Genomic DNA, 22682 nt, shown 5'->3' with positions numbered 1-22682 from the left:
GTCTGAGCATGGTCGCAATCTCGTACGAGGACATCGTCAAGGTCCCGAAGGCGCTGCTGCACGATCACCTCGACGGCGGCCTGCGGCCCGCGACGATCGTCGAACTGGCCGCCGAGGTCGGCCACGAACTGCCCACCACCGACCCGGCGGCGCTCGGCGTCTGGTTCACCGAGGCGGCGAACTCCGGCTCGCTGGAGCGCTACCTGGAGACGTTCGCGCACACGGTGGCGGTCATGCAGACCCCTGCCGCGCTGCGCCGGGTGGCTCGCGAGTGCGCGCTGGACCTGGCCGCCGACGGCGTGGTCTACGCCGAGGTGCGCTTCGCGCCGGAGCAGCACCTGGAGCAGAACCTGACCCTGGACGCAGTGGTCGACGCGGTGGTCACCGGGTTCCGGGAGGGCAGCGCGCTGGCCGCCGAGGCGGGCACCCCGATCCGGATCGGCACGCTGCTCACCGCGATGCGGCACGCGGCCCGCTCGCAGGAGATCGCCGAGCTGGCCGTGCGGCACCGCGACACCGGTGTGGTCGGCTTCGACATCGCCGGCGCCGAGGCGGGGTTCCCGCCCACCCGGCACCTGGACGCGTTCGAGTACCTCCAGCGGGAGAACTTCCACTTCACCATCCACGCCGGTGAGGCGTTCGGCCTGCCGTCGATCTGGCAGGCGATCCAGTGGTGCGGCGCCGACCGGCTCGGCCACGGCGTCCGCATCGTCGACGACATCACCCCGGGCAACCCGCCGGTGCTGGGCCGGCTGGCCGCGTACGTGCGGGACAAGCGCATCCCGCTGGAACTCTGCCCGTCGTCGAACGTGCAGACCGGCGCGGCGGCCTCGATCGCCGACCATCCGATCGGGCTGCTGCGTGACCTGCGGTTCCGGGTGACGGTGAACACCGACAACCGGCTGATGAGCGGCACCTCGATGTCGCGGGAGATGGCGCTGCTGGTGGAGGCCTTCGGCTACGGCTGGAAGGAACTCCAGTGGTTCACCATCAACGCGATGAAGAGCGCCTTCATCCCGTTCGACGAGCGGCTGCGGATCATCGACGAGGTGATCAAGCCGGCGTACGCCGAGCTGATCGGCTGATCACGACTGGCGGGGGTGGCCGGAGAGCAGTGCGGCCACCCCGCGCAGCACCTGCCCGGCACGGGCCGCCTCGGCGCCCAGCCCGGTCTGCCGGCGCAGCACGGCCGGCTCGGCGCGCAGCAGCGCGACCCCGCGCCGGAGCAGCACCCGGGGCGCCTTGCGCTGCTCGGCGAGATCCCGGGCGAGGCGGCGCAGGAACGTCGCGCCGCGCGGGCGGCGCAGCGCGTACGCCCCGGCGAGCAGCCCCAGCCGGCGGCACTCGGCCACGATCTCGGCCGCGAAGATCCCCTCGGCGACGAAGATTGGCGATCCGTCGACATCGAATGGCCGGGTGGCTACCCGACGGTCTGCGCCGATCGCATAAACCGGCACTTCGGCCTTGCCCTCACGAGCCAGTCGGGCGATTGTTTGCACCGCCGTGTCCGAATCCCAGGACAAGGGGGACTCCCAATCCACCTGTCCGTTTCGACGCGGACACGTAGGGTCATCGCCATCCTTGTAGAAGTCGTCCAGGCAGAGCACCGGAAGTCCGGTTCGCTGGGCTATGTATGACTTTCCCGACCCCGATGGGCCGGCGAGCAGGACGACGCGATGCGGGTGTTCCATTACCTTCAGTGACTCCGGCCAGACGGATTGCTATCAAATTGCATCAACATCTCATCACACCTCCGGTGAGGGACAACCTGGTCTTTCTCTTTGCGGAGCGGCGTGATGGAATCTCGGAGGTCCGACCCGCCGGGTCGGTCGCTCGGCGTTGCCCGCAGGGTGGCGCGGGGCGCGGTAATGCGAGGGCGGTGACGTGAGCAAACGGCCAACGACGGCGGGCTCCTTCCTGTCGCGGCTGCGCCGGCCGATGAGTCGGCTGCGCGACATGCCGATCTGGTCCAAGCTCGGTCTGATCATGATCGTGCCGACCATCGCCACGGTCGTGGTGGGCACCAGTGGTCTGGTCGACCACCTGGAGACGCTCAACAATGCCAACCGGGCGGGGGATCTGGCCAACCTGATCGGCTACTCGGGTGACCTGGTCGACACCGTGCAGGACGAGCGGGTCGGCGCCGTGCTCTTCCTCGGCGCGAAGGAGTTCCAGACCCGGGCGCAGTACCAGGAGGGCTACAACCGCGCCAACCAGCGGGTGGACCAGGCGAAGTCGCCGTACCTGCGGCAGCGTGGCGAGATCGACGACCTGCCCCGCAACTTCGTCGGGCTGCTCGACACGATCGACACCCAGCTGAAGGACCTTCCGGCGACCCGCAGCCAGGTGCTGAACGGCAAGCTGAAGATCAATGACGCCGACCAGGCGTACCGCCAGCTGATCGAGGACCTGCTGGCCATCCGCGACTCGGCCACCCAGCTCGCCGGCGACAACGACCTCAGCGACCGGATGCGCGCGGCGGCCGCCGTCGCCCGGCAGAAGGAATACCTGACCCAGCGCCGGGTCGTCGTCCACCAGGCGCTGACCCAGAACCAGTACACCGCCGCGCTGCGCGAGCAGTTCATCGCCAGCGGCACCGGTCAGTCGCAGTCGCTGGCGACCTTCCAGTCGGTCGCCACCGAGCCCGACAAGCTGTTCTACGAGCAGACCGTCTCCGGGCCCGACCTGCGTAAGGCCGACCGCTTCACGAGTTTCGTCTCGGGCAACAACAACGGCTCGATGGAGAACGCCCCGTTCGGGGCGGACCAGTGGGACCAGACCATGGTCGCCAACGCCAAGCTGATCCGGACCGTGGAGGCCCGGCTCGACGGCAACGTGGTCCGGCAGGCCGACGCGCTGCGCTCCGACACCCAGCGCCAGGTGTTCCTGGAGACCGGCCTGCTGCTCACCATGCTGCTGCTGGCCATCCTGTTCGCGTACCTGGTGGCCCGCTCGATGGCCCGGTCGCTGCGTGACCTGCGCCAGGGCGCCCTGGCGGTGGCCCAGTACGGGCTGCCGCAGGCGGTCGCCCGGCTGCGCGACCCCCAGGTCACCGGCCAGCTCTCCCCGGTGCAACTCGCCAACCAGATCGCCGAGCCGCTGCCGGTACGCAGCAAGGACGAGTTCGGCCAGGTGACCGAGGCGTTCAACGCCGTCCACCTGGAGGCCGTCCGGACCGCCGCCGAGCAGGCCGCCCTGCGGGCCTCGGTCGCGACCATGTTCGTCAACCTGGCCCGCCGCTCGCAGATCCTGGTCGACCGGCTGATCGGCCACCTCGACCGCCTGGAGCGCGGCGAGGAGGACCCGGACCGGCTGGCCGAGCTGTTCCAGCTCGACCACCTGGCCACCCGGATGCGCCGCAACGACGAGAACCTGCTGGTCCTCGCCGGTGCGGACTCCACCCGTGTGCAGCGCGAGCCCGCCGCACTGATCGACGTGCTCCGCGCCGCCCAGTCCGAGGTCGAGCACTACACCCGGATCGAGTTCGGCGTGATCGACCGGGACATCGAGGTCGCCGCCCACGCGGTCAACGACCTGGTGCACCTGGTCGCCGAGCTGTTCGACAACGCCACCGCCTTCTCCCCGCCGGACTCGCAGGTCATGGTGGAGGCCCGGCGGGTCGGCGACCGCGCCTCCCTCTACGTGGAGGACCGCGGCATCGGCATCAGCCAGGAGCAGCTCCGCGACCTCAACGAGCGGCTGGCCACGCCGCCGCAGGTGGACGTCGCGGTCTCCCGGATGATGGGCCTGGTCGTGGTCGCGCGGCTGGCCGCCCGGCACGGCGTCCGGGTCGAGCTGCGGCCGGGCGCCGACCGGGGCACCGTCGCCGACGTGACGCTGCCGACCTCGGTCCTGGTGCCGCGCGCCCTGGCCGGCCGTGGCCTGCCCGGACCGGCCCTGCCCGCAGCGGGCCCGCAGCAGAACGGCCCGGCACCGGCCTTCGGTGCCCTGGCCGCCTTCGGCAACAACAACCCGCCGAGCCTGCCGCCGGCGCCCCACCCGGGCTCCTCGGGCAACCAGGTCACGCTCGGCGGACGCGCGTTCGACCCGGCGCCGCGCAACGGCTCGGGCACCCCGGCGAACGCCGGTGGCGGCCGTGCCATGCCGGCCTGGTCCGACCTGACCGGCGCCAGCCCGTCCGGCGGCGACGGCGGATTCGGCGGCCGGCCCAACGGCCAGTCGACGGACCCGCTGCCGCAGCGGCGGAACCCGGCCGACGGCGACCCGGGCAGCACCGGGCAGCAGCCGGCGATCCCGCGCCAGCTTCCGAGCAGCCCGGAGGCGCGGCCCTACAGCCCGCCGCCGGTCTCCGCGCCGCCGGTCCCGCCGGTGTCGGCCCCGCCGCTGCCCCCGGTCTCCGGCGCACCGGTCTCCGGTAACCCGCTGCCGTACCGTCCGGTCTCGGCCGCGCCGGTGTCCGGTGACCCGTTCTCCGGCCGCCCGGTCTCCGCGGTGCCGGTCTCCGGTGACCCGCTGCCGTACCGTCCGGTCTCGGCCGCGCCCGTCTCCGGGCACCCCGCGCCGGTGTCCGGGCAGCCCGCCTCCGCGCCGCCGGCGAACCAGCCGCAGGCGCGTCCGATGCCCGCACCGGGTGTCAGCGCCCCGCCGGTCTGGCCGCCGGTCACGCCGACCCCGGCTCCGGCGGCGCCGGAACGCGCCACCAGTGGCATGGACATGACCACCGAGCTGCCCCGGGTGCCGCGCACGGAGATTCCGGCCCCGCAGCAGGCGGCCGGCCAGCCGTCCGCCGCTCCGGCCGCGAGCCGGCCGGCCGAGGCCCCGGCGGCGAGCCGCCCGGCGGCACCGGTGGCACGCCCGGCCGCGCCGCAGCAGCCGGGCAACCGTCAGCGGTACGCGGACGAGACGATGGAGCTGCCGATCTTCCGGGAGCTGGAGTCGGCGTGGTTCCGTACCCGCCGGCCCGGGCCCAACGAGGAGCCGGCGGCACCGGCCGCGACGACGAACGGCGGCGCCGCCACCCAGCAGTTCGCCAAGGTGGACACGGCCGGCCGGCCCGTGCCGCAGAAGACACCCGCAACGACAGGTAACACGCCGATGGCACACACTCCGACGGCCGGCGGAGCACCGCGTGACAACGGCGCGGCGAACGGGAACACCCGTTCCGCGTACACCGGCGGGTTGCCCACCCGGCAGCCGACCGCGTCGCCGCAGTCCTCCTCCCCGTGGCAGACGGCGGCCGACGACGGCTGGCGTGCCGCCTCGGCGGCCACCGAGGTTCCGGTTGCGGAGACCACCCAGAAGGGGCTGCCGAAGCGGACGCCGATGGCGCAGCTCGTGCCCGGCAGCATCGAGAAGCCTTCCGCGTCGGTGCAGCGGCGTACTCCGGAGGGTGTTCGGGGCCTGCTCTCGGCCTACCATCGGGGCGTGCAGCGTGGGCGTAACACCGACAGCAACACGACCGGCCCGGAGGGCACTCCGGGCGGGCAGCAGTCCTCGCAGTCTGACTCAGGCCCAGTGGCCGGGAGCGGGCAGAAGGAGCAACAAGGATGACTACTACGCAGGATCTCGGATGGCTGCTCGCCAACTTCGCCGACCGGGTGCCCGGTGTGGCGCACGCGGTCGCGGTCTCGGCCGACGGCCTGCTTCTGGCCTCGTCCCGTGACCTTCCGCGGGACCGCGCCGACCAGCTCGCCGCGATCGCGTCCGGTCTGGTCAGCCTGACCCAGGGCGCGGCCCGCTGCTTCGAGGGCGGGGCGGTGTTGCAGACAGTCGTCGAGATGGACAACGGTTTCCTGTTCCTGATGTCCATCTCCGACGGCTCGTCGTTCGCGGTGCTGGCGGCGCGAAGCTGCGACGTGGGTCAGGTCGGGTACGAGATGGCCCTGCTCGTGGACCGGGTGGGCGATGCCCTGACGCCGCAGCCGCGCACGGCTGTGGGGATGATGGGCTGAATGACGCGCTGGCCGGTGGGTCAGGTGCGGGAACAACTACGACAGCGACGGATGTCACCGGGGCGAGCCGGTGCCGGGTACGAGGGAGGTGAGCGGCGAAATGGCGGATCGTGACGAGCCGACCGGAGCGTTGGTCCGGCCGTACGCCGTCACCCGCGGTCGTACCCGTCCCCGGCTCGACATCGCCCTGGAGGCACTCGTCGAGACGACGGTGCGCGGCCGAGCGGTTGCCACTGGCAATGGTGGCCACGGTCGTGAACACCAGTACATCGCCGCGTTGTGTGACGGACGTGTGCAGTCGCTCGCCGAGATCGCGGCGCGGATGCAGCTTCCGCTCGGCGTGGCCCGGGTGCTCATCGCCGACATGGCGACGGACGGCCTGGTCGCGGTCCACGAGCCGACCATTTTGGACGACTCCGACGACGCGGTGGGCACTGAACTGCTGGAGAGGGTGCTGAGTGGACTTCGCAGGCTCTGACATGTCGCACCGGCCGCCGGCCCCGAGCGGCCGAGTGACGTCGGCGAAGATCGTTATCGCCGGTGGGTTCGGCGTCGGCAAGACGACGCTGGTCGGCTCGGTCTCCGAGATCACGCCGCTGACCACCGAGGCGATCATGACCTCCGCCGGTGTCGGCGTCGACGACACCCGGCAGGTGCCGGGCAAGACGACGACCACGGTGGCGATGGACTTCGGTCGTATCTCGATCGACCGGGATCTGATCCTGTACCTGTTCGGTACGCCGGGTCAGACGCGGTTCTGGTTCATGTGGGACGAGTTGGTCCGGGGTGCGATCGGCGCGGTGGTGCTGGTCGACACCCGGCGGCTCGCCGACTGCTTCGCCGCCATCGACTTCTTCGAGCACCGGCGGCTGCCGTACCTGGTGGCCATCAACTGCTTCGACGGCATGCAGTACCACGATCCGCAGGACGTCCGGGACGCGCTGGCGATCTCCCGCGACGTGCCGGTGGTGCCGTGCGACGCCCGTAACCGGGAGTCCACGAAGCACGTGCTGATCTCGCTGGTCGAGTACGTGCTCACCATGCGGCGCTCGCGGGCCGTCGCGCCCGCCTGACCGACACGCGGAAGCGCCCGGCGGCCCCAGGGCCACCGGGCGCTTCCTGCCGTCCGGGGTCGGACACGGTATGCGACCGCCCGGTGACCCTCCACGCGGGACGGTCGCCGGGCGGTGAGCGGGGTCAGGCGTACCGGGTCCAGGTACCGCGGAACACCTGGTACACGGCGAGCGAGTCGGGCTCCATGCCGCCGTGCCGGTCGGCGTTGAACGCGTACCCGCCGGCGATGCCCTCGACGGTCTGCGCCTGGAGGAGGGCCCGCAGCCGGCCCCGGTCCAGGCTCGTCGCCATCCGCGCCGACGTGGCCAGGAGTTGGAGCGCGTCGGAGGCGTACGGGGCGAAGTCCGGGCTGACGCCGTGCCGCTGCGTGTAGCGGTTGACGAAGTCCCTGCGGGCCAGCTGGGCCGTCGTGGTGGCGGTGGCGGCGGAGACGTCCAGGCAGGCCGGGTGCACCGCGTACGCGCCCTCCACGGCTGCGGCGTTCGCGCCCTGGACGGTGTCGTCGGCGACCGCGCCGGCGTCGAAGAAGATCGGGCCGCGGTGACCGGCGGCGCGCAGCTCCCGCGCGGCGACTCCGGAGTCCGGCGCGGTACCCCAGACCACCACGCCGTCCCGCTGGCCGCCGGAGACGCGCTCGGCGGCGGCACGGAAGCGCCGGCCGGTCGCGGGCAGGCGTACCGTGCGGGCCAGGTCGACGGTGCTGTCGGCGAGCGCCTCCCGCATCGCCCGCACACCCGAGTCGCCGTGCATCCCCTCGGCGGCGAGCACCGACACCCGCCGGATCTTCTTGGACTCGAACAGCTCCACCAGGCGACGCGCCATGTCGACGGCGTCCGGGGTGAGCTTGTAGGTGAACGTGCGCTCGTCCAGCGGCAGCACGATGCGGTCACCGTAGCCGAGCGACAGGAACGGCGTCTTGACCCGCTGGGCGGCCGCCGCGAGAGCCGCCGAGGTCTCGCCCAGCACACCGCCGATCAGCGCCTGCGCACCGATCCGGGTGAGGTCGGCGGCGTGCCGGGCGGCGACCTCGGGATTGCTGCCGTTGTCCAGGATCTGGAGCCGGACCGACCGGACCAGGTTCCCCACCGGCAGGCCGGTGCGGTTGAGCGAGTCGGCGGTGAGCTGCAGGGCCTGCCGCTGGGCGACGCCGAGCAGCGAACCCGCGCCGGTCAGTTCCAGGCTCGCGCCGACGATCAGATCCTGGTCGCTCGGCGCGCTGCTGGTCGGGCCGTCCTCCGGCCGCTGGCCCTGCGGAGCGCAGCCGGCGAGCAGCAGGCTCCCGGCAGCGGCGGCGAGGACGCCCCGCCGGGTGAGCACAGTGGAGTCGAACGCCGGTGTCGCCAATGGAATCGCCTTCCCACCCCGGCGAACAGGCGCCGCCGCTGGTCCGCCGGGTATGTTCCCGGCCGGTCCAGCCCAGCGTCAAATCGCCCCGGTGTGGGATGGAACACCCCCGGCGAGTCCGGTCAGGAGCGGTAGCCCGCCGAGCGGTACTCGTACTCCCGGTCGTCGTCGCGGTCGCCGGTGTCGCGGGTGAAGTCCCAGCCGCCGGCCGCCTCGCGGCCCGGGCGCCCGCCCACGGCGAAACCGCCGATCTCCTGGCCGCGCCGCCAGCCCCGGAAGTATCCGGTGGTGTTCTCGGCGAGGCTCGCCGCGTTCCGGACGATCCGCAGTGGACGCTCCTCGCGCAGCGGGGAGCCCGGCACCAGGTTGGCCTGCGGCACGCGCTTCGGCAGCCCAGCCTTGGTCTCGGCGCCGACGGCCGGACGGGCCGCCTGCTCGGCCGCCTGCCAGCCGGTGTCGGCGGTGGTCGACCACTCCAGGTCGGCCTCGTCGCCGTGCCCGACGAACCAGGCGGACTTCGCCTGCGCGAAGATCAGCAGGTCGCCGTCACCCTCGTCGGAGACCGGCGGCGGCCGGTGCTCCTTCGGGGCGGGACGCCGCTCGGGCGCGGCGGGCAGCGGGACGCGGCCCGGGTCGCCCTGGTCGACGAGACGCAGCGGCGGCGTCTCCAGGCCGGGGTCTGCCGAGCGGCTCATCTCGTCGCGCAGCGCCCGGTCCGCCAGCGGCGGCGGCTCCACCAGCCGCAGCATCGGCGGCTCCTGCGGCAGGTCGTCGGCGAGCCACGGCGGCGTGACCCGGCCCGGATCGCTCGGCGCGTCCACGCCCCGCCCGTACGGGTAGGTGGTGCCCTCCCGCTCCCGGGCGGTGTCGTCCTCGTTGTTCACCAGCGGCCAGTTCGCCCGGGAGCCCGGCGGCGCCTCCGGCGCGGGCGGACGTGGGGCCGGCACCGGAATGCTCAGGTCGGTGGCGCTGAAGCCACCGGTCGGCGGTTCCTGGTGCTGGTTGGTCTTGGGCCGGGGCGGGATGACGGTGCGCTGCCGCTCGGCCCGCGCCTTGTTGATCGCCGCGGTGGTGAGCGTCGGGCGGAACGGCTCGCCGGCCTCGGCCGGCGGTACGGCGCCGCGCGGGGACGGGGCGATCGGGGTGATCCCGGGGGGCGGCGGTGGCGGCGCGGAGATCGGCCGGTTGGTGGGGCCGTCCACCCGCGACGGCAGCGGCGCGCCGGTCGGCTCGGGTCGCGCCGGGGGAGCCGACGACGGCCGGCCCAGTGCGGCTGCCGGAGCGACGGGCGTGACCGGAGTCGGGGCGACGGGCGGCGGCGTCACGGGCGCGGGCGCGACGGGCGGCGGGCCGAGCGGCCGGGGCGTCGTCGTGGCGGCCGGACCGGACACCGGCTCCGGACGGCTGCGGCGCCCGCCGGGGAGCGGCTCGGGACGGCCGCGACGGCCGGCCGGTTCGGGTGCGCCGGCCGGTTCGGGACGACCGAGGTGAGGCTCGGCGATCGGCTCCGGCGGGATCGAGCGCACCGGACGCAGGTCGGCCGCGGGCGCCGGGGCCAGCTCGTCGACCTGCTCGCCCCGTCGTGCGGCGGCCCGGCGGCCGGTCGCGGGGGAGGGAGCGGTGCGTTCGGCGAGCGCGCCGACGAGCGCGTCGCAGCCGGCGTCGCAGGTGCGGACGGAGGCGACGGCCTGCCGTACGGTCTCGGCGACGGCAGCGGTGAGCGTGCGGTTGACGGTGGCCCGCCGGGGCGTCTCGGAGATGGCGACGCGTAGCGCGGTCACCGCGTCGGAGACGGCGTCGGCGTCTGCCACACCCTCGCCGGCCAGATGCGCGACGACCGCGTCGGCGGTCGGCGCGCCTCCACGGCCCGCGGGGCCGAGGAGCATGCCCGGCTCGGGCAGCGCGTCGAGCACCGCCAGGGCGACCCGGTCGGCCGGATCCGGGTAGGCCCGCAGCGCGGCCGGGTAGAGCTCGCGGAGCACCTCGCGCAGCGTCACCGCGGCGGAGTGCCGGCCACTCGCCAGCGCCGCGTGCGCGGCCAGGACCTGCGTGTATCCGGCCAGCTCACGCGGTGCCGGGAGGGTCACCGCGGAGAGCGCACCGGCCTGGAGCGCGCGGGCCAGCCCGACCGCGCGGCGCTCGGCGGGCGGGGACTGCATCTCCTCCAGGGAGTCGTCGTCGGCGAAGCGCTCGGCGAAGTCGTCGACCGAGTCGTCGTCGGCGATCGCCAGCGGCCGGCCGGCGGCGCTCAGCAGCGAGGTGACGATGTGGTCGTCGCTGTCGGCGGCGATGGCCGCGCCGCTCGGACCGCCGGACCGCTCCACCAGCAGCGCGACCAGCCGGGCGTAACCGGCGGGATCGTCACCGATCTCGCAGACGTGCAGCAGACGGCCTGCGTCGTCGACCACAGCGGACGTCAGCGTCGTTCCGGCCGAAGCCGTTCGGTCGGCCGGATCTGCCGAGGCCAGACCGCAGTACACGCGCACGAGCGCCACGGCGTCGTCCTCCTCCCGGGACACAGGTCTTGCTCTGCCAGAGACTGATGCTCCCCGCTCCGGGTCAGTCGCGCCAGTCCACAACCGCAGAGATCTTGCCGACAATGGTGCGCCAACCCAGACTTGCGGTTTGTGCCCCGATTTTCTTCAGCCGGCGCCGGCCCAGGAAACCACCGACGCCACCGTTGACGGAAGCGCGCAGAGCCTCGTCCAGGTCGTCCAGGCTGGAGCCGGCCGAGAGCATGTCCAGCACGGCGGGTAGCCGCAGGGCGTACGCCAGGTCACGGGCGATCTCACCGGCTTCGATGAGCAGCTCGTGGTCCCACGCGTCGTGGCCGCCGCGCAGGTTCTCGACCACCAGGTCGAGCTCGTACGTGTCCTCGTCCAGCGGGGCGATGTCGGCCGGTTCCAGCCGTTCGGACAGTTCATTCCAACTGTCCAGCTGGGACAGATCGTTCGGCGCACCGGAACGGATGAAAGTGACCAATGACTCGGGGGTCTTGAACAGCAGGAGCCGGCCCTTGTGGGTGAGGAAGAGCGGCACCTCCTCGTCGCCCGCCTCGTCCTCGTCCTCGTCGTCCTCGGAGTCGTCCTCGTCGGCCTCGGCCTTCTCGTCGCCCGAGGCGTCGGCCTTGCCCTTGCGGCGGGACTTGGCGTCCTTCTCCTCGTCCTCGTCGTCCTCGTCGTCCTCCTCGGCGGAGAGGGCGGCGAACTCCTCGTCGAGGATCACCACCTCCTCGTCCTCCTCGGTCTCGACGACCTGGCGGCGGGCCAGGAACGGGTCGTCCTGGTCGCGCTCGGCGACGTCGGTCGGGGTCAGCTCGCGCGCCGGCCGGTACGCCCGCAGCGTGAAGCCGGTGCCGGCGGGCAGGGCGATCTCCACCGGGTCGATCCGCACCTCTTCCCAGAGCGCGCGGTCCGCCGGCGGGCGGTCCTCCTCGACCTCGTCGGCCGCGGCGGCGGCGTCGGTGTCGTCGAGCTCGGGCTCGTCGGCGTCGGGCCGTTGGGGCGACTGGCGGGCCACGCTGACCTCCGTGTGCGTTCGGGTTGCCCACCCGGCGGCGTCGCGCCGCCGAGTGACTCTGCGCACATACCCTAGTGGGCGACGGTTCCGACCGGGAGTCGCACCCCTTGGCGTCGCGGCGGCACGACAAGTAGCGTTGCTACGCATGAAGGCGCAGGCGCTGCACGGACACCTGGACGCGCTCCTGCTCGCCGTGCTGGAACGGGGTGCGCTGCACGGCTACGCGATCATCGAGGCGTTGCGGGCCCGCAGCGGCGGCACGCTGGATCTGCCCACCGGCACCATCTATCCGGCGCTGCGCCGGCTGGAGCGGGCCGGGCTGGTGGCGAGCACGTGGAGCACCGTCAACGGCCGGGAGCGCCGCACGTACGAGCTGACCGAGGCGGGCGGCCGCGCGCTCGCCGGGGAGCGGGCCGGCTGGCACGAGTTCAGCGCCACCGTCGGGCGGTTCCTCGGCGCGGACGAGCCACCCACCGCCCCGGCCTGACGGGCGCGCCCCGGCAGCCGCTCAGCCGGCCGACCGGCGGTCGGCGAGCACCCAGCAGCGGGCCGCCCGGGCCAGCGCGAACCAGGCCGCCGAGACCACCACCATCCCGATGACCAGGGGTGGCCAGGTGAGCGCGGCGTCCCACAGCCCGATCGACCAGCCGAACAGCGCGCCGCCGGCGACCGCGCCGAGCAGCAGGCTGCCGGTCAGACCGAAACCGATCAGCCGCGCCGGGCGGACGAACCGCGGTGCACCCCACCGGGCGACCAGCGGACCGACCAGCAGCGCGACGAGCGCCAGCGCGGCGACCACGCCCCAGATGCCGTTCAGCGCGGCGGAGAGCAGCAGGTAGCTCTGCGGCGGCGGCGGACCGTCGCTCCAGCTCGACCCCTGCCACGTCAGGTCACCGGCGGCGATGAGCACCACCGCCACCACGAGCGTGCGCAGCGCCAGCCCGCGCAGCGCGCCGACGGCCAGCTCGGCCTGGAAACCCGGCACGAGCTGGGCGTCGCTGCCGAACTCGGCGACCGCCCGCCGCTGCGCCTCCGCGCGCGGCAGGCCCCCTTCCCGGTACGCCTCGACGGCGTCCTCCAGCGCGTGCCGCGCCTCGGTCAGCAGGTCGGTCTTGAGCCGGTGCGGCCCGTGCAACCGCGTGGACAACTCGTGCAGCCGGCGGTCGACCACTGCCTCCTCATGCACCCGCATGGGGTAAGCCTGCCACCGGCGGGCGACACCCGCGTCAGGGAAGACCCCGATCGGCCGGGCGTCAGGGCGTGATCGCCAGGTAGCCCCGTTCGGCCGCCTCCTGGCGCAGCCACTGCTCCCGGTACCAGCCGGGGCGTGCCACCAGCTCGTCGTGCCGGCCGCGCTGCACGATCCGGCCGCCTTCGAGCACCACGATCTCGTCGAACCCGGCGAGGCCGCTGAGCCGGTGGCTGATCAGCAGCACCGAGTGCCCGGCCGGGGTGGCGGCGAGCGTGGAGTCCAGCACCGCGTCGGCGGCCGCCGGGTCGAGCCCTTCGGTCGGCTCGTCGAGCACCAGCACCGGCGGGGCGGCCAGCAGCGCCCGGGCCAGCGCGAGTCGCTGCCGCTGCCCGCCGGAGAGCTGCCCGCCCTGCTCGCCGACCACCGTGTCCCAGCCGTCGGGTTGGTCGCGTACCCAGTCGAGCAGGCCGGCCGCCCGGGTCGCGGCGACCAGGTCCGCCTCGGTGGCGTCCGGGCGGCCGAGGAGCAGGTTCTCCCGGACCGTGGCGTGGAAGACGTACGCCTCGGCGAGCAGGCCGCCGACCACGCGGGGCAGGTGCTCGGCCGGGATCTCGGACACCGGCACACCGCCGGCGGTGACGCGGCCGGTATCGGGGCGTACCGCGCCGGTGAGCACGGCGGCGAGCGTGCTCTTGCCGGCGCCGCTCGGCCCGACCACCGCCACCCGCCGGCCGGCCGGCACGTCGAGGTCGAACCCGGTCAGGGCGGGGGCGGCGCCGGCCCGGTAGCGGACCGTCACGTCGGTGAACCGCACGTCGTGGCCGTCGACAGTGGGCTCCGGCGCGTCCGGTGGCCGTGCCGGGCCGGGCTCGGTGAGCAGGTCGGCGACCCGGGCCAGCCCGGCCCGCAGCTGGGTGCGCTGGCGGGCCGCCGCGACGAGCGCGAGCGCCACCTCCACGGCGGCGAGCGAGCCGACCGCGAGGACGCCGACCAGCACGCCGCCGACCTCGGCGCGCAGCGCCACGACCACCACGGCGGCGGCGGTGAGGCCGCCGACGAGGACGCCGAGCGCGTCCACCGCGAAGCCGGTCGCGGCGAGCCGGCGTTCCAGCCGGGCCAGTCGTCCGGCCCGCTCGTCGGCGGCGGCGAGCGCGGCGCCGGTGGCCCCGAACGCGGCCAGGTCGGCGGCGCCGTGGGTGAGGTCGACCGCGTCGACGGCGAGCGCGCCCCGCAGCGGGGCCACCTCGTCGGCGGCGCGGCGGGTGATCCGGGCGGCGAGTGCGGGCAGCGCCACTCCCGCCACGAGCAGGCCGAGCGCGAGCACACCGGCGGCGGGCGGCGAGATCAGCGCGGCGACGCCGACGGCGAGCACGCTGACCAGGGCCGCCGCGGCTCCCGGTACGAGGACGCGCAGTAGCAGGTCCTGGGCCGCCTCCACGTCGGAGACCAGCCGGCTCAGCGCGTCCCCGGTACGGCGACCGGTCTCGCGCCGGGCGGCGAGCGTGGCGAAGACGCGGGCCCGCACGTCGGTGATCATGCGGAGGACGGCGTCGTGTCCGGCGAGCCGTTCGGTGTACCGGAACACGCCCCGGCTGACCGCCAGCGCCCGGACCGCGACGATCGCCACCGTCAGCCGGTCCAGCGGTGGCCGGCCGGCGGCGCTCATCAGCAGCCAGGTGGCGGTGGCCATCAGCGCCAGGCCGGCGAACTCGGTGGCGGCGGCCAGCAGCCCGGCGCCGAGCAGCCGGCTCAGGTAGGGCCGGGCCAGGCGCAGCACCGCCCGTTCCGCGCCGGGGATCATCGGGGCACCGCCGGGCCGGTGGCGGTCGGGTGCAGTTCGGTGACCCGGCCGTCCTCGACGCGCAGGATCCGGTCGGCGTCGGCGAGCAGCGCGGGCCGGTGCGCGACGAGCAGCGCGGTACGCCCGGCGACCAGTCGCCGGGTCGCGTCCAGCACCACCGCCTCGCTGGCGCTGTCCAGCCGCGCGGTCGGCTCGTCGAGCAGCACGATCGGCGCGTCCCGCAGGAACGCGCGAGCCAGCGCGACGCGTTGCCGCTGACCGCTGGACAGGCCGTGACCGCGCTCGCCCAGGCGGGTGTCCAGCCCGTCGGGCAGGGCGTTCACCACCTCGTCCAGCGCGGCGCCGGTGACCGCCGCGGCGAGCGCGGCATCGGAGGTGTCCGGTGCGCCGAGGCGGATGTTGTCGGCCAGCGACCCGGCGAACAGGTGCGCCCGCTGCGGCACCCAGGCCAGTTCGCGCCGCCAGTCGTCGAGGTCGACGCCGGCCAGGTCCACCCCGTCGACGGTGATCCGGCCCGAGGTCGGTGCGACGAAGCCGAGCAGCAGGTTGAGCAGCGTGCTCTTGCCCGCGCCGCTGGGCCCGATGATCGCCACCCGGTCGCCGGGCCGGATGGTCAGCGTGACGTCGCGCAGCGCCGTGGTGCGGTCGTACGCGACGGTGACGCCCTCGAAGCGGATCTCACCCCGGCCGCGCGGCGCCGGACGGCGCGGCTCGGCGGTGGCGGGCGCGTCGGTGGCGGAGAGCGTGAGCGCCTCGTCCAGCGCGGTGAGTCCTTCCATGCTGGCGTGGAAGCGGCTGCCCGCGGCGCGCAGCGGCAGGTACGCCTCCGGGGTGAGCAGCAGCACCAGCAGCGCGGTGGAGAGCGTGAGACCGCCGCCGAGCAGCCGGATGCCGACCGGCACCGCGACCAGCGCGACGGACAGCGTGGCGACCAGTTCCAGCACCAGCGCGGACAGGAACGCGATGCGCAGCGTCTTCATGGTGGCCTGGCGGTGGCCGTCGGCCATCCGGCGGACCACGTCGACCTGCCCCTTGGACCGGCCGAACGCGCGCAGCGTGGGCAGCCCGGCGACCATGTCGAGGAAGTGCCCGCCGAGCAGCGACAACCGGCGCCACTGCCGTTCGGTGGCGGCCTGCGCCTGCCAGCCGAGCAGCGCGCCGAAGATCGGGATGAGCGGGATGGTGAGCGCGATGATCAGCGCCGAGCTCCAGTCGGCGAACACGATCCGGGCCAGCACCGCCACCGGCACCGTGACGCTCAGCACGAGCTGCGGCAGGTAGCCGGTGAAGTACGGGTCCAGCGCGTCCAGGCCGCGCCCGGCCAGCGTGGCGAGCTGTCCGGCCCGCTGCCCGGCGACCCAGGTCGGGCCGTGCCGGCCGACCGCGCCGAGCAGGTCGGCGCGCAGCGCCGCCTTCACCGTGGCGGCGGCCCGCGCCGCGACTGTGCCCTGCGCCCAGCTCACCAGCGCCCGCCCGGCCACAGCGGCCACGAGACCGGCCAGCGCCGGTCGGTGCAGCCGCCCGTCGAACGCCGTCGCCAGCAGCGTCGCCAGCGCGGTGGCCTGAGCGATCACCAGGAGCGCGGTGAGCCCGCCCAGCACCGCGAGCACGGCGAGGTCGCGCCGGGCCGCGGGGACCCGACGCAGCAGACGCGGGTCGAACGGGCGGCGGTTCACCAGTACACCGGTGCCCTGCCGTCGATCCGTCCCCGGAACACCCACCAGCACATCGCCTGAAAGCCTAGTAGGGCCGGCACGAGCGGTAGCGCGAGCCATCCCAACAGCGCCAGCGTCGGGCGGCTGGCGGCCGCCTCGGCCACCGTCAGCGACGCCGCCGGGTCGGCGGTGGAGACCAGGATCCGGGGCCAGAGCGCGGCTCCGATCAGCGGCGCGGGCAGCGCCAGCGCCGTCGCGGTCGCGGCGAAGGCGACCAGGGCCCGGCCCCGCCGCAGCGCCGCGCGGGCCGCCAGCAGCGCCGCCACGAGCGCCAACGGCAGGAGTACGGCCACAGCCGGGCGCGCCACCGCGGCGCGTACCCGATCGGAGAGCACGCCCAGGACGGTGGCCGCGCCGACCGCGACGAGTGCGGCGGGCACCAGGCCGGCGGCCAGCCGGGCGAGGGCCGGGGCCTCGGCGGCGGGCAGCCGGAGCGTGAGGAACGTCGCACCGTGCACCGCCACCAGCGCGAGCAGGGCCAGCCCGGTAGCTGCGACGAACGGGGTGGCGAGATGACCGACACCGACCACATGGCCGTCGGCGCTCAGCGGCACGCCCTGGAGCAGGCCGGCGAGCACCGCGCCCCAGCCCAGCGCGGCCAGTACGCAGCCGACCACCACCACCCGGTCCCAGCGGGCGCGGGCGGCGGCGGAGGCCGGGCGGCTACGCAGCTGCACCCCGGCGGTCACCAGCACCACACCGGCCAGCGCGGCGAGCACCGCCGGGTAGAAGCCGGAGAGCAGCTCGCCCTCCAGCCGGGGGAACGCGCCGAACAGGATGCCGACGGCGGCGACCAGCCAGACCTCGTTGCCGAGGAAGAACGGCCCGAGCGCGGTGAGCGTGGCCCGGCTTCCCGGTGCCGGGCCGCGCCGGGCCAGCAGCAGGCCGACGCCGTAGTCGTAGCCACCGAGCACGAGGTAGGTGGCGAAGAAGAGGCCGAGCAGGGCGTACCAGGCGAGTTCCACGGCGGGCTCCCTCAGACGAACACGGGCTGGTGGTGGGCGTCGCTGCCGGGCGCGGGCGGGCGGCCGAGCGCGGGGTCCTGCGCGCCGCGGGCGGCGTGCCGGGCCAGCAGCGTCCAGTTGGTCACCGCGAGCGCGCCGAGCAGCAGGCTGAACCCGATCAGCGAGGTGAGCATCAGCCCCGGTGAGACCGGCGAGACGGCCTGCGCGGTGGGCAGCAGCCCGTACGCGGCCCAGGGCTGGCGGCCGACCTCGCGGGCGATCCAGCCGAGCAGCATCGCCACGAAGGGCAGCGGCAGGCCGAGCAGGATCAGCCAGAGCGGCGCCTTCAACCTGATGATCCAGTCGCGCCAGAGCAGCGGCAGCAGGAGCCAGAGCGCGCCGAGCGTGAAGCCGATCAGGATCATGAAGCCGAGGCCGACGTTCGAGAGCACCGGCGGTTCCCAGTCGCCCGGGCCGAAGCGGGCGGTCCAGTCGGCGACGAGTGCGTCCCGGTCGGGGCCGCCGCCGAACTTGGTCGGCTGAAGCTGCCCGACCGGCCCGAACTGGGCGAAGCCGAAGCCCTGGAGCATGCTGACCGCTAGGGCCGCGGTGACCAGGCCGAGCCGCAGCGAGGTGCGGAACAGCGCGTAGTCGGGGGTACGCCGCAGCAGGTGCCAGGCGCTCACCGCGGCCATCAGCAGGCCGCCGGTGACCAGGCTCGCCGAGATCACGTGGCCGAACGCCATGCCGAACGTCGGGTTGGTGAGCAGCGCGCCGAAGTCGGTGAGGTGGGCGACGCCGTCGCGGACCTCGTACCCGACCGGGTTCTGCAGCCAGGCGTTCGCCACCATGATCCAGAAGGCTGAGGCGTACGCGGTGATCGCCACGCCCCAGAGCAGCGCCAGGTGCACGCCGCGCCGCAGCCGGTGCCACCCGAAGATCCACATGCCGAGGAACGTGGACTCCAGGAAGAACGCCACCAGCGTCTCGATGGCCAGTGGCGCGCCGAACACGTTCCCGACGTAGCGCGACAGCCCGCTCCAGTTCAGGCCGAACTGGAACTCCATCACGATGCCGGTGGCGATGCCGAGCACATAGTTGATCACGTAGAGCTGGCCCCAGAACCGGGTCAGCCGCTCGTACACCGGCTTGCCGGTCAGGTAACCGGCCGTCTGCAACCCGACCAGGAGCGTGACCAGGCCGAGCGTGACCGCCACGAACAGGAAGTGGATCGAGGTGGTGGTGGCGAACTGGAGGCGGGCGAGGAGCAGCGGGTCCACTGTCGTCCTCCCATGTGTTGGCTCTCTTGTCGTAGCCAACCTACACGTAGCCTGCCTACCTATCAGGGTGCGCGAACCCGGAGAAGTCCCGTAGGGGGCGACGTCAGCTCAGGAACAGGGCGAACGGCAGGGAGACGAGCGTGCCCGCGACCGCCAGCGCCATCGCGCCGAGCACCCGCGGCGGACGGTCCGCGACGAGCAGCCGCTGCACGCGTACGTCGAGGTCGCGGTCGCCGAGTCCGAGCGTGCCGGCCGGCTGGACCCGGTGCTCGGCGGCGGCGAACCGGCGCAGCGCACCGGCCAGCGGCGCGTCCGCGTGCAACTCCCGGGCCTTGTCGTCGGCGCGCATCTCGACCAGCAGCGCCACCCGCGCGTGCGCGTCCCGCACCCACTGGAACCAGGGCAGCGCCCGGCACAACGCGGTGAACGGCAGCAGCACCAGGTCGTGCCGCTCCTGGGCGTGCGCCCGCTCGTGGGTGAGCACCGCCGCCAGCTCGGCCGGGTCGAGCAGGTCGAGCGTGCCCGCGCTCACCACCACCCGGGGACGCACCCCGGGCAGGCAGTACGCCGCCGCGCTCGGGTGGTCGAGCACCAGCGCGCCGGGCACCGTGGGGTCACGCCGGGCCACCAGGTGCAGCAGCTCCCGGTGCCGGCGCTGAGCCCGGACCGCGCCGTGCAGGCTGCGTACCGTCGTGGTCAGCAGCACTGCGCCGATGCCGAGACCGACGCCGACCAGGCTGAGGTGCGCCGCGCCCACACCGGCCGGCAGCGTGCCGTGGGCCAGGTCGTCGACCAGGGCCAGCAGCGCGTGCCCGGTCGCCCGGTCGTACGCGTCGAGCCCCAGCGCCATCGGCAGCCCCATGGCCGACAGGCCGAGCGCCAGCCCGACCGCCTGCCAGCAGATGATCGCCACGCGCGGCGCCCGCCAGGTCCAGCGCGCGGCGGCGAGGACCTGCGCGGTCAGCCAGCAGGCCAGGATGATCGCGGCGAAGTGCAGGGCGTACGCCACGGCAGCCGCCCTACCGGTCCGTCGCCTCGTCGAGCGCCGGCCGGCCCGGCCGGGGGTTCTCGACCCGGCCGGCCGGTCCGTCCTCGACAGTCGCCCCGGCCTCGGCGCCGAGCGCGGCGCGGAGCACGTCCGCCTCCGTGCCGGTCACCGAGCGGGCGAAGCGTACGAGTGCGGCGTCCCGGCTGCCGCCGAGGTCGAGGGCTTCGAGCATGAGCTGGGCGATGTGCGCCTCGCGGGTGGCGGCCGGACGGTACCGCCACGCGCGGCCCTCCCGCTCACGCTGCACCATGCCCTTGCCGGCGAGCCGGTCGAGCACGGTCATCACGGTGGTGTAGGCGAGTTCCCGGCCGTCCAGGGCGTCGGCGACCTCGCGTACGGTCACCCCGCCCGACGAGGCGGGCGCCGCGTCCCACAGCACGTCCATCACCGCACGCTCAAGATCCCCCAGCCGAGTCACCCGTCAATCCTACCCCCGGTAGTAGATGCCTTCCGCCGCCCCGGTCCCCGGTTCCGTTCGCCGTCCCTCCCTCCCGAAGATCAACACCAGCTCGGGGAGGTGGTGTGGTCCGAGGCGGCTCGATGCAGCCACCTCGCCGTGCTGGTGTCGATCACGCTGTCCTCGGGCGGCGGACTGCCCTCGGTCAGACGCCCTTGGGGTGCCAGACCGTCTTGGTCTCCAGCAGCGCGGTCATCCGGGTGATGCCGGGGTCGGCGTACCAGTCGTGGTCGGCCGGGGCCGGCCGCAGCACCCGCTTGAGGTTCTCCGCCGCCTTGACCTCCAGGTCGGCCGCCAGGTCGGCGTCGGCGACGCCGGTCAGGTCGATCGCGTTGACGTCCATGTGCGCGGCGAGCGCCGGCACCGTCTCGGTCAGCCGGCCGGTGAGGATGTTCACCACCCCGCCGGGCAGGTCGGAGGTGGCGAGCACCTCGGCCAGCGTCACCGCCGCCAGCGGCGCCGCCGGGGAGGCGGCCACCACCACCGTGTTGCCGGTGACGATCGCCGGGGCGATCACGCTCACCAGGCCGAGCAGCGCGGGCTCCTCGGGGGCCACCACCGCCACCACGCCGGTGGGCTCCGGCGCGGACAGGTTGAAGTACGGGCCGGCCACCGGGTTCGCCCCGCCGTACACCTGGGACAGCTTGTCGGACCACCCGGCGTACCAGACCCAGCGGTCGATCGCCGCGTCCACCTCGTCGGCCGGGACGCCCAGGGCCACGAACTGCTCGCGCCGGCCCTCCAGCATCTCGGCGACCCGGTAGAGGATCTGACCCCTGTTGTACGCGGTCGCCCCGGCCCAGCCCTTCACCGCGGCGCGGGCGGCGACCACCGCGTCCCGCGCGTCCTTCCGGGAGGCAAGAGACACGTTCGCGGATTGCACGAGATACGACCGTCCCGACTCGCTGCGCGGGAACTTCCCGCCGATGAAGAGCTTGTACGTCTTGCGTACCGCGACCCGCTCAGACATTGAGGTACCCCTCCAGCCCGTGCCGGCCGCCCTCGCGACCGTAGCCCGACTCCTTGTAGCCGCCGAACGGCGACGTCGGGTCGAACTTGTTGAACGTGTTCGCCCACACCACGCCCGCGCGCAGCCGGTCGGCCAGCCACAGGATCCGGGAACCCTTGTCGGTCCAGATCCCGGCCGACAGCCCGTACGGCGTGTTGTTGGCCTTCTCGACGGCCTCCGCCGGGGTGCGGAACGTCAGCACGGACAGCACCGGGCCGAAGATCTCCTCGCGGGCGATCCGGTGGGCCTGGGTGACGCCGGTGAAGATGGTCGGCGCGAACCAGAAGCCGCGCTCGGGCAGCTCGCACGGCGGCGACCAGCGCTCCGCGCCCTCGGCGGACCCGGCGTCGGACAGCTCCCGGATGCGGGCGAGCTGCTCGGCCGAGTTGATCGCGCCGATGTCGGTGTTCTTGTCCAGCGGGTCGCCGACGCGCAACTGGGCCATCCGGCGCTTGAGCGACTCCAGCACCCGGTCGGCCACCGACTCCTGCACCAGCAGACGGGAGCCGGCGCAGCAGACGTGGCCCTGGTTGAAGAAGATGCCGTTGACGATGCCCTCGACGGCCTGGTCGATCGGGGCGTCGTCGAAGACGATGTTGGCGGCCTTGCCGCCCAGCTCCAGCGTCAGCTTCTTGCGGGTGCCGGCGACCGAGCGGGCGATGGCGCGGCCGACCTCGGTGGAGCCGGTGAACGCCACCTTGTCCACGCCCGGGTGCTCGACCAGCGCCCGGCCGGTGTCCCCGGCGCCGGTGACGATGTTCACCACACCGGCCGGCAGGTCGGCCTGCTGGCAGATCTCGGCGAACAGCAGCGCGGTCAGCGGGGTGGTCTCGGCCGGCTTGAGCACCACCGTGTTGCCGGCGGCCAGCGCCGGGGCGATCTTCCACGCCAGCATGAGCAGCGGGAAGTTCCACGGGATGACCTGCGCGGCCACGCCGAGCGGCTTCGGGTCCGGCCCGAAACCCGCGTGGGGGAGCTTGTCGGCCCAGCCCGCGTAGTAGAAGAAGTGCGCGGCGACCAGCGGCAGGTCGACGTCGCGGGACTCCTTGATCGGCTTGCCGTTGTCCAGCGACTCCAGCACCGCCAGCTCACGCGAGCGCTCCTGGATGATCCGGGCGATCCGGAACAGGTACTTGGCCCGGTCCCGGCCCGGCATCGGACCCCAGACCTTCTCGTACGCGCTCCGGGCGGCGCGGACCGCGCGGTCCACGTCGTCGGCGCCCGCCTCGGCGATCTCGGCCAGCACCTCCTCGGAGGCCGGGTTCACCGACTTGAAGCTGCCGCCGGAGGCCGGGTCGACGAACGCGCCGTCGACGAAGAGCCCGTACGAGGGCTTGATGTCCACCACCGAGCGGGACTCGGGGGCGGGTGCGTATTCGAACATCGC

At 74.1% G+C, this 22682-nt stretch carries 18 protein-coding genes and 1 pseudogene; 6 read left to right on the top strand and 13 right to left on the bottom strand.

From position 1 onward, the window contains the following. Positions 1 to 8: 8 nt before the first annotated feature. On the top strand, positions 9 to 1085 hold the full coding sequence (locus ACPCK6_RS10690) for an adenosine deaminase (protein ID WP_396879891.1): 1077 nt from the start codon (positions 9 to 11) through the stop codon (positions 1083 to 1085). Here ACPCK6_RS10690 and ACPCK6_RS10685 read toward each other — a convergent pair whose 3' ends face one another. After that, entirely contained in the window at positions 1086 to 1352 is a 267-nt protein-coding gene (locus tag ACPCK6_RS10685) for a hypothetical protein (protein WP_228531240.1), read from the bottom strand. A gap of 532 nt (positions 1353 to 1884) precedes the next feature. Here ACPCK6_RS10685 and ACPCK6_RS10680 point away from each other — a divergent pair. From ACPCK6_RS10680 to ACPCK6_RS10665, 4 genes are all read left to right on the top strand, one after another. Beyond that, positions 1885 to 5511, top strand: a complete 3627-nt coding sequence (locus ACPCK6_RS10680) for a sensor histidine kinase (protein ID WP_396879892.1) — start codon at positions 1885 to 1887, stop codon at positions 5509 to 5511. Beyond that, a complete protein-coding gene (locus tag ACPCK6_RS10675) occupies positions 5508 to 5912 on the top strand; it encodes a roadblock/LC7 domain-containing protein (protein ID WP_013283992.1) in 405 nt (134 codons plus the stop codon). The genes ACPCK6_RS10680 and ACPCK6_RS10675 overlap by 4 nt, the downstream gene beginning before the upstream one ends. 100 nt (positions 5913 to 6012) lie before the next feature. Then, a complete protein-coding gene (locus ACPCK6_RS10670) occupies positions 6013 to 6390 on the top strand; it encodes a DUF742 domain-containing protein (RefSeq protein ID WP_030501200.1) in 378 nt (125 codons plus the stop codon). Position 6391: 1 nt separating this feature from the next. Further along, on the top strand, positions 6392 to 6985 hold the full coding sequence (locus ACPCK6_RS10665; RefSeq protein WP_030501201.1) for a GTP-binding protein: 594 nt from the start codon (positions 6392 to 6394) through the stop codon (positions 6983 to 6985). Between the two features lie 124 nt (positions 6986 to 7109). On the opposite strand, the gene ACPCK6_RS10660 is transcribed toward ACPCK6_RS10665, so the two are convergent. The 3 genes from ACPCK6_RS10660 to ACPCK6_RS10650 form a co-directional block, all read right to left on the bottom strand. Beyond that, complete coding sequence (locus ACPCK6_RS10660; protein WP_423481006.1) at positions 7110 to 8330, bottom strand: ABC transporter substrate-binding protein; 1221 nt, start codon at positions 8328 to 8330, stop codon at positions 7110 to 7112. 122 nt (positions 8331 to 8452) lie between these two features. Beyond that, positions 8453 to 10849, bottom strand: coding sequence for a transposase (locus ACPCK6_RS10655; protein WP_396879894.1), 2397 nt, complete (start codon positions 10847 to 10849; stop codon positions 8453 to 8455). Positions 10850 to 10889: 40 nt separating this feature from the next. Beyond that, positions 10890 to 11849: a SatS C-terminal domain-containing protein gene (locus ACPCK6_RS10650; RefSeq protein WP_423481005.1), complete on the bottom strand. Its 960-nt coding sequence runs from the start codon at positions 11847 to 11849 to the stop codon at positions 10890 to 10892. A 145-nt stretch (positions 11850 to 11994) separates the two neighbouring features. Here ACPCK6_RS10650 and ACPCK6_RS10645 point away from each other — a divergent pair, with 145 nt between their 5' ends. Then, positions 11995 to 12336 (top strand): PadR family transcriptional regulator, encoded by a 342-nt coding sequence (locus ACPCK6_RS10645; protein WP_194798637.1) that lies wholly within the window; start codon positions 11995 to 11997, stop codon positions 12334 to 12336. A gap of 21 nt (positions 12337 to 12357) precedes the next feature. Here ACPCK6_RS10645 and ACPCK6_RS10640 read toward each other — a convergent pair whose 3' ends face one another. The 9 genes and pseudogenes from ACPCK6_RS10640 to ACPCK6_RS10600 all read right to left on the bottom strand — a co-directional run bounded on the left by ACPCK6_RS10640 (position 12358) and on the right by ACPCK6_RS10600 (position 22679). Next, the gene (locus tag ACPCK6_RS10640; protein WP_396879895.1) at positions 12358 to 13041 is read right to left on the bottom strand and encodes a permease prefix domain 1-containing protein; all 684 of its coding nucleotides are present in this window, start codon (positions 13039 to 13041) and stop codon (positions 12358 to 12360) included. A gap of 61 nt (positions 13042 to 13102) precedes the next feature. Further along, positions 13103 to 14917: pseudogene (gene cydC, locus ACPCK6_RS10635) on the bottom strand (thiol reductant ABC exporter subunit CydC); the annotation flags it as partial. Further along, complete coding sequence (gene cydD / locus ACPCK6_RS10630; protein WP_423481004.1) at positions 14839 to 16518, bottom strand: thiol reductant ABC exporter subunit CydD; 1680 nt, start codon at positions 16516 to 16518, stop codon at positions 14839 to 14841. The gene cydD and the pseudogene cydC, both read right to left, overlap by 79 nt. Continuing rightward, positions 16515 to 17522 (bottom strand): cytochrome d ubiquinol oxidase subunit II, encoded by a 1008-nt coding sequence (locus tag ACPCK6_RS10625; protein ID WP_423481003.1) that lies wholly within the window; start codon positions 17520 to 17522, stop codon positions 16515 to 16517. The genes cydD and ACPCK6_RS10625 overlap by 4 nt, the downstream gene beginning before the upstream one ends. An 11-nt stretch (positions 17523 to 17533) precedes the next feature. Beyond that, positions 17534 to 18781 carry a cytochrome ubiquinol oxidase subunit I gene (locus tag ACPCK6_RS10620; RefSeq protein ID WP_423481002.1) on the bottom strand — a complete coding sequence of 416 codons (1248 nt, stop codon included), beginning with the start codon at positions 18779 to 18781 and terminating at the stop codon, positions 17534 to 17536. A gap of 103 nt (positions 18782 to 18884) precedes the next feature. Then, on the bottom strand, positions 18885 to 19790 hold the full coding sequence (locus ACPCK6_RS10615; protein ID WP_423481001.1) for a M56 family metallopeptidase: 906 nt from the start codon (positions 19788 to 19790) through the stop codon (positions 18885 to 18887). 10 nt (positions 19791 to 19800) lie between these two features. Continuing rightward, positions 19801 to 20247, bottom strand: coding sequence for a BlaI/MecI/CopY family transcriptional regulator (locus ACPCK6_RS10610; RefSeq protein WP_026268060.1), 447 nt, complete (start codon positions 20245 to 20247; stop codon positions 19801 to 19803). Between the two features lie 184 nt (positions 20248 to 20431). Further along, positions 20432 to 21256: an aldehyde dehydrogenase family protein gene (locus tag ACPCK6_RS10605; protein ID WP_423481000.1), complete on the bottom strand. Its 825-nt coding sequence runs from the start codon at positions 21254 to 21256 to the stop codon at positions 20432 to 20434. After that, on the bottom strand, positions 21249 to 22679 hold the full coding sequence (locus ACPCK6_RS10600; RefSeq protein WP_366622747.1) for an aldehyde dehydrogenase family protein: 1431 nt from the start codon (positions 22677 to 22679) through the stop codon (positions 21249 to 21251). The genes ACPCK6_RS10605 and ACPCK6_RS10600 overlap by 8 nt, the downstream gene beginning before the upstream one ends. Positions 22680 to 22682: the final 3 nt, after the last annotated feature.

The organism is Micromonospora sp. AB353 (assembly GCF_049538395.1).
GTDB lineage: Bacteria > Actinomycetota > Actinomycetes > Mycobacteriales > Micromonosporaceae > Micromonospora > Micromonospora aurantiaca.
This window is presented reverse-complemented; position numbering and strand designations above follow the sequence as displayed.

Coding starts and splice junctions, on each gene's coding strand:
- ACPCK6_RS10690 (WP_396879891.1), top strand. CDS start 9: ATGGTCGCAATCTCGTACGAGGACATCGTCAAGGTCCCGAAGGCGCTG.
- ACPCK6_RS10675 (WP_013283992.1), top strand. CDS start 5,508: ATGACTACTACGCAGGATCTCGGATGGCTGCTCGCCAACTTCGCCGAC.
- ACPCK6_RS10670 (WP_030501200.1), top strand. CDS start 6,013: ATGGCGGATCGTGACGAGCCGACCGGAGCGTTGGTCCGGCCGTACGCC.
- ACPCK6_RS10665 (WP_030501201.1), top strand. CDS start 6,392: ATGTCGCACCGGCCGCCGGCCCCGAGCGGCCGAGTGACGTCGGCGAAG.
- ACPCK6_RS10645 (WP_194798637.1), top strand. CDS start 11,995: ATGAAGGCGCAGGCGCTGCACGGACACCTGGACGCGCTCCTGCTCGCC.
- ACPCK6_RS10640 (WP_396879895.1), bottom strand. CDS start 13,041: ATGCGGGTGCATGAGGAGGCAGTGGTCGACCGCCGGCTGCACGAGTTG.
- ACPCK6_RS10605 (WP_423481000.1), bottom strand. CDS start 21,256: ATGTCTGAGCGGGTCGCGGTACGCAAGACGTACAAGCTCTTCATCGGC.
- ACPCK6_RS10600 (WP_366622747.1), bottom strand. CDS start 22,679: ATGTTCGAATACGCACCCGCCCCCGAGTCCCGCTCGGTGGTGGACATC.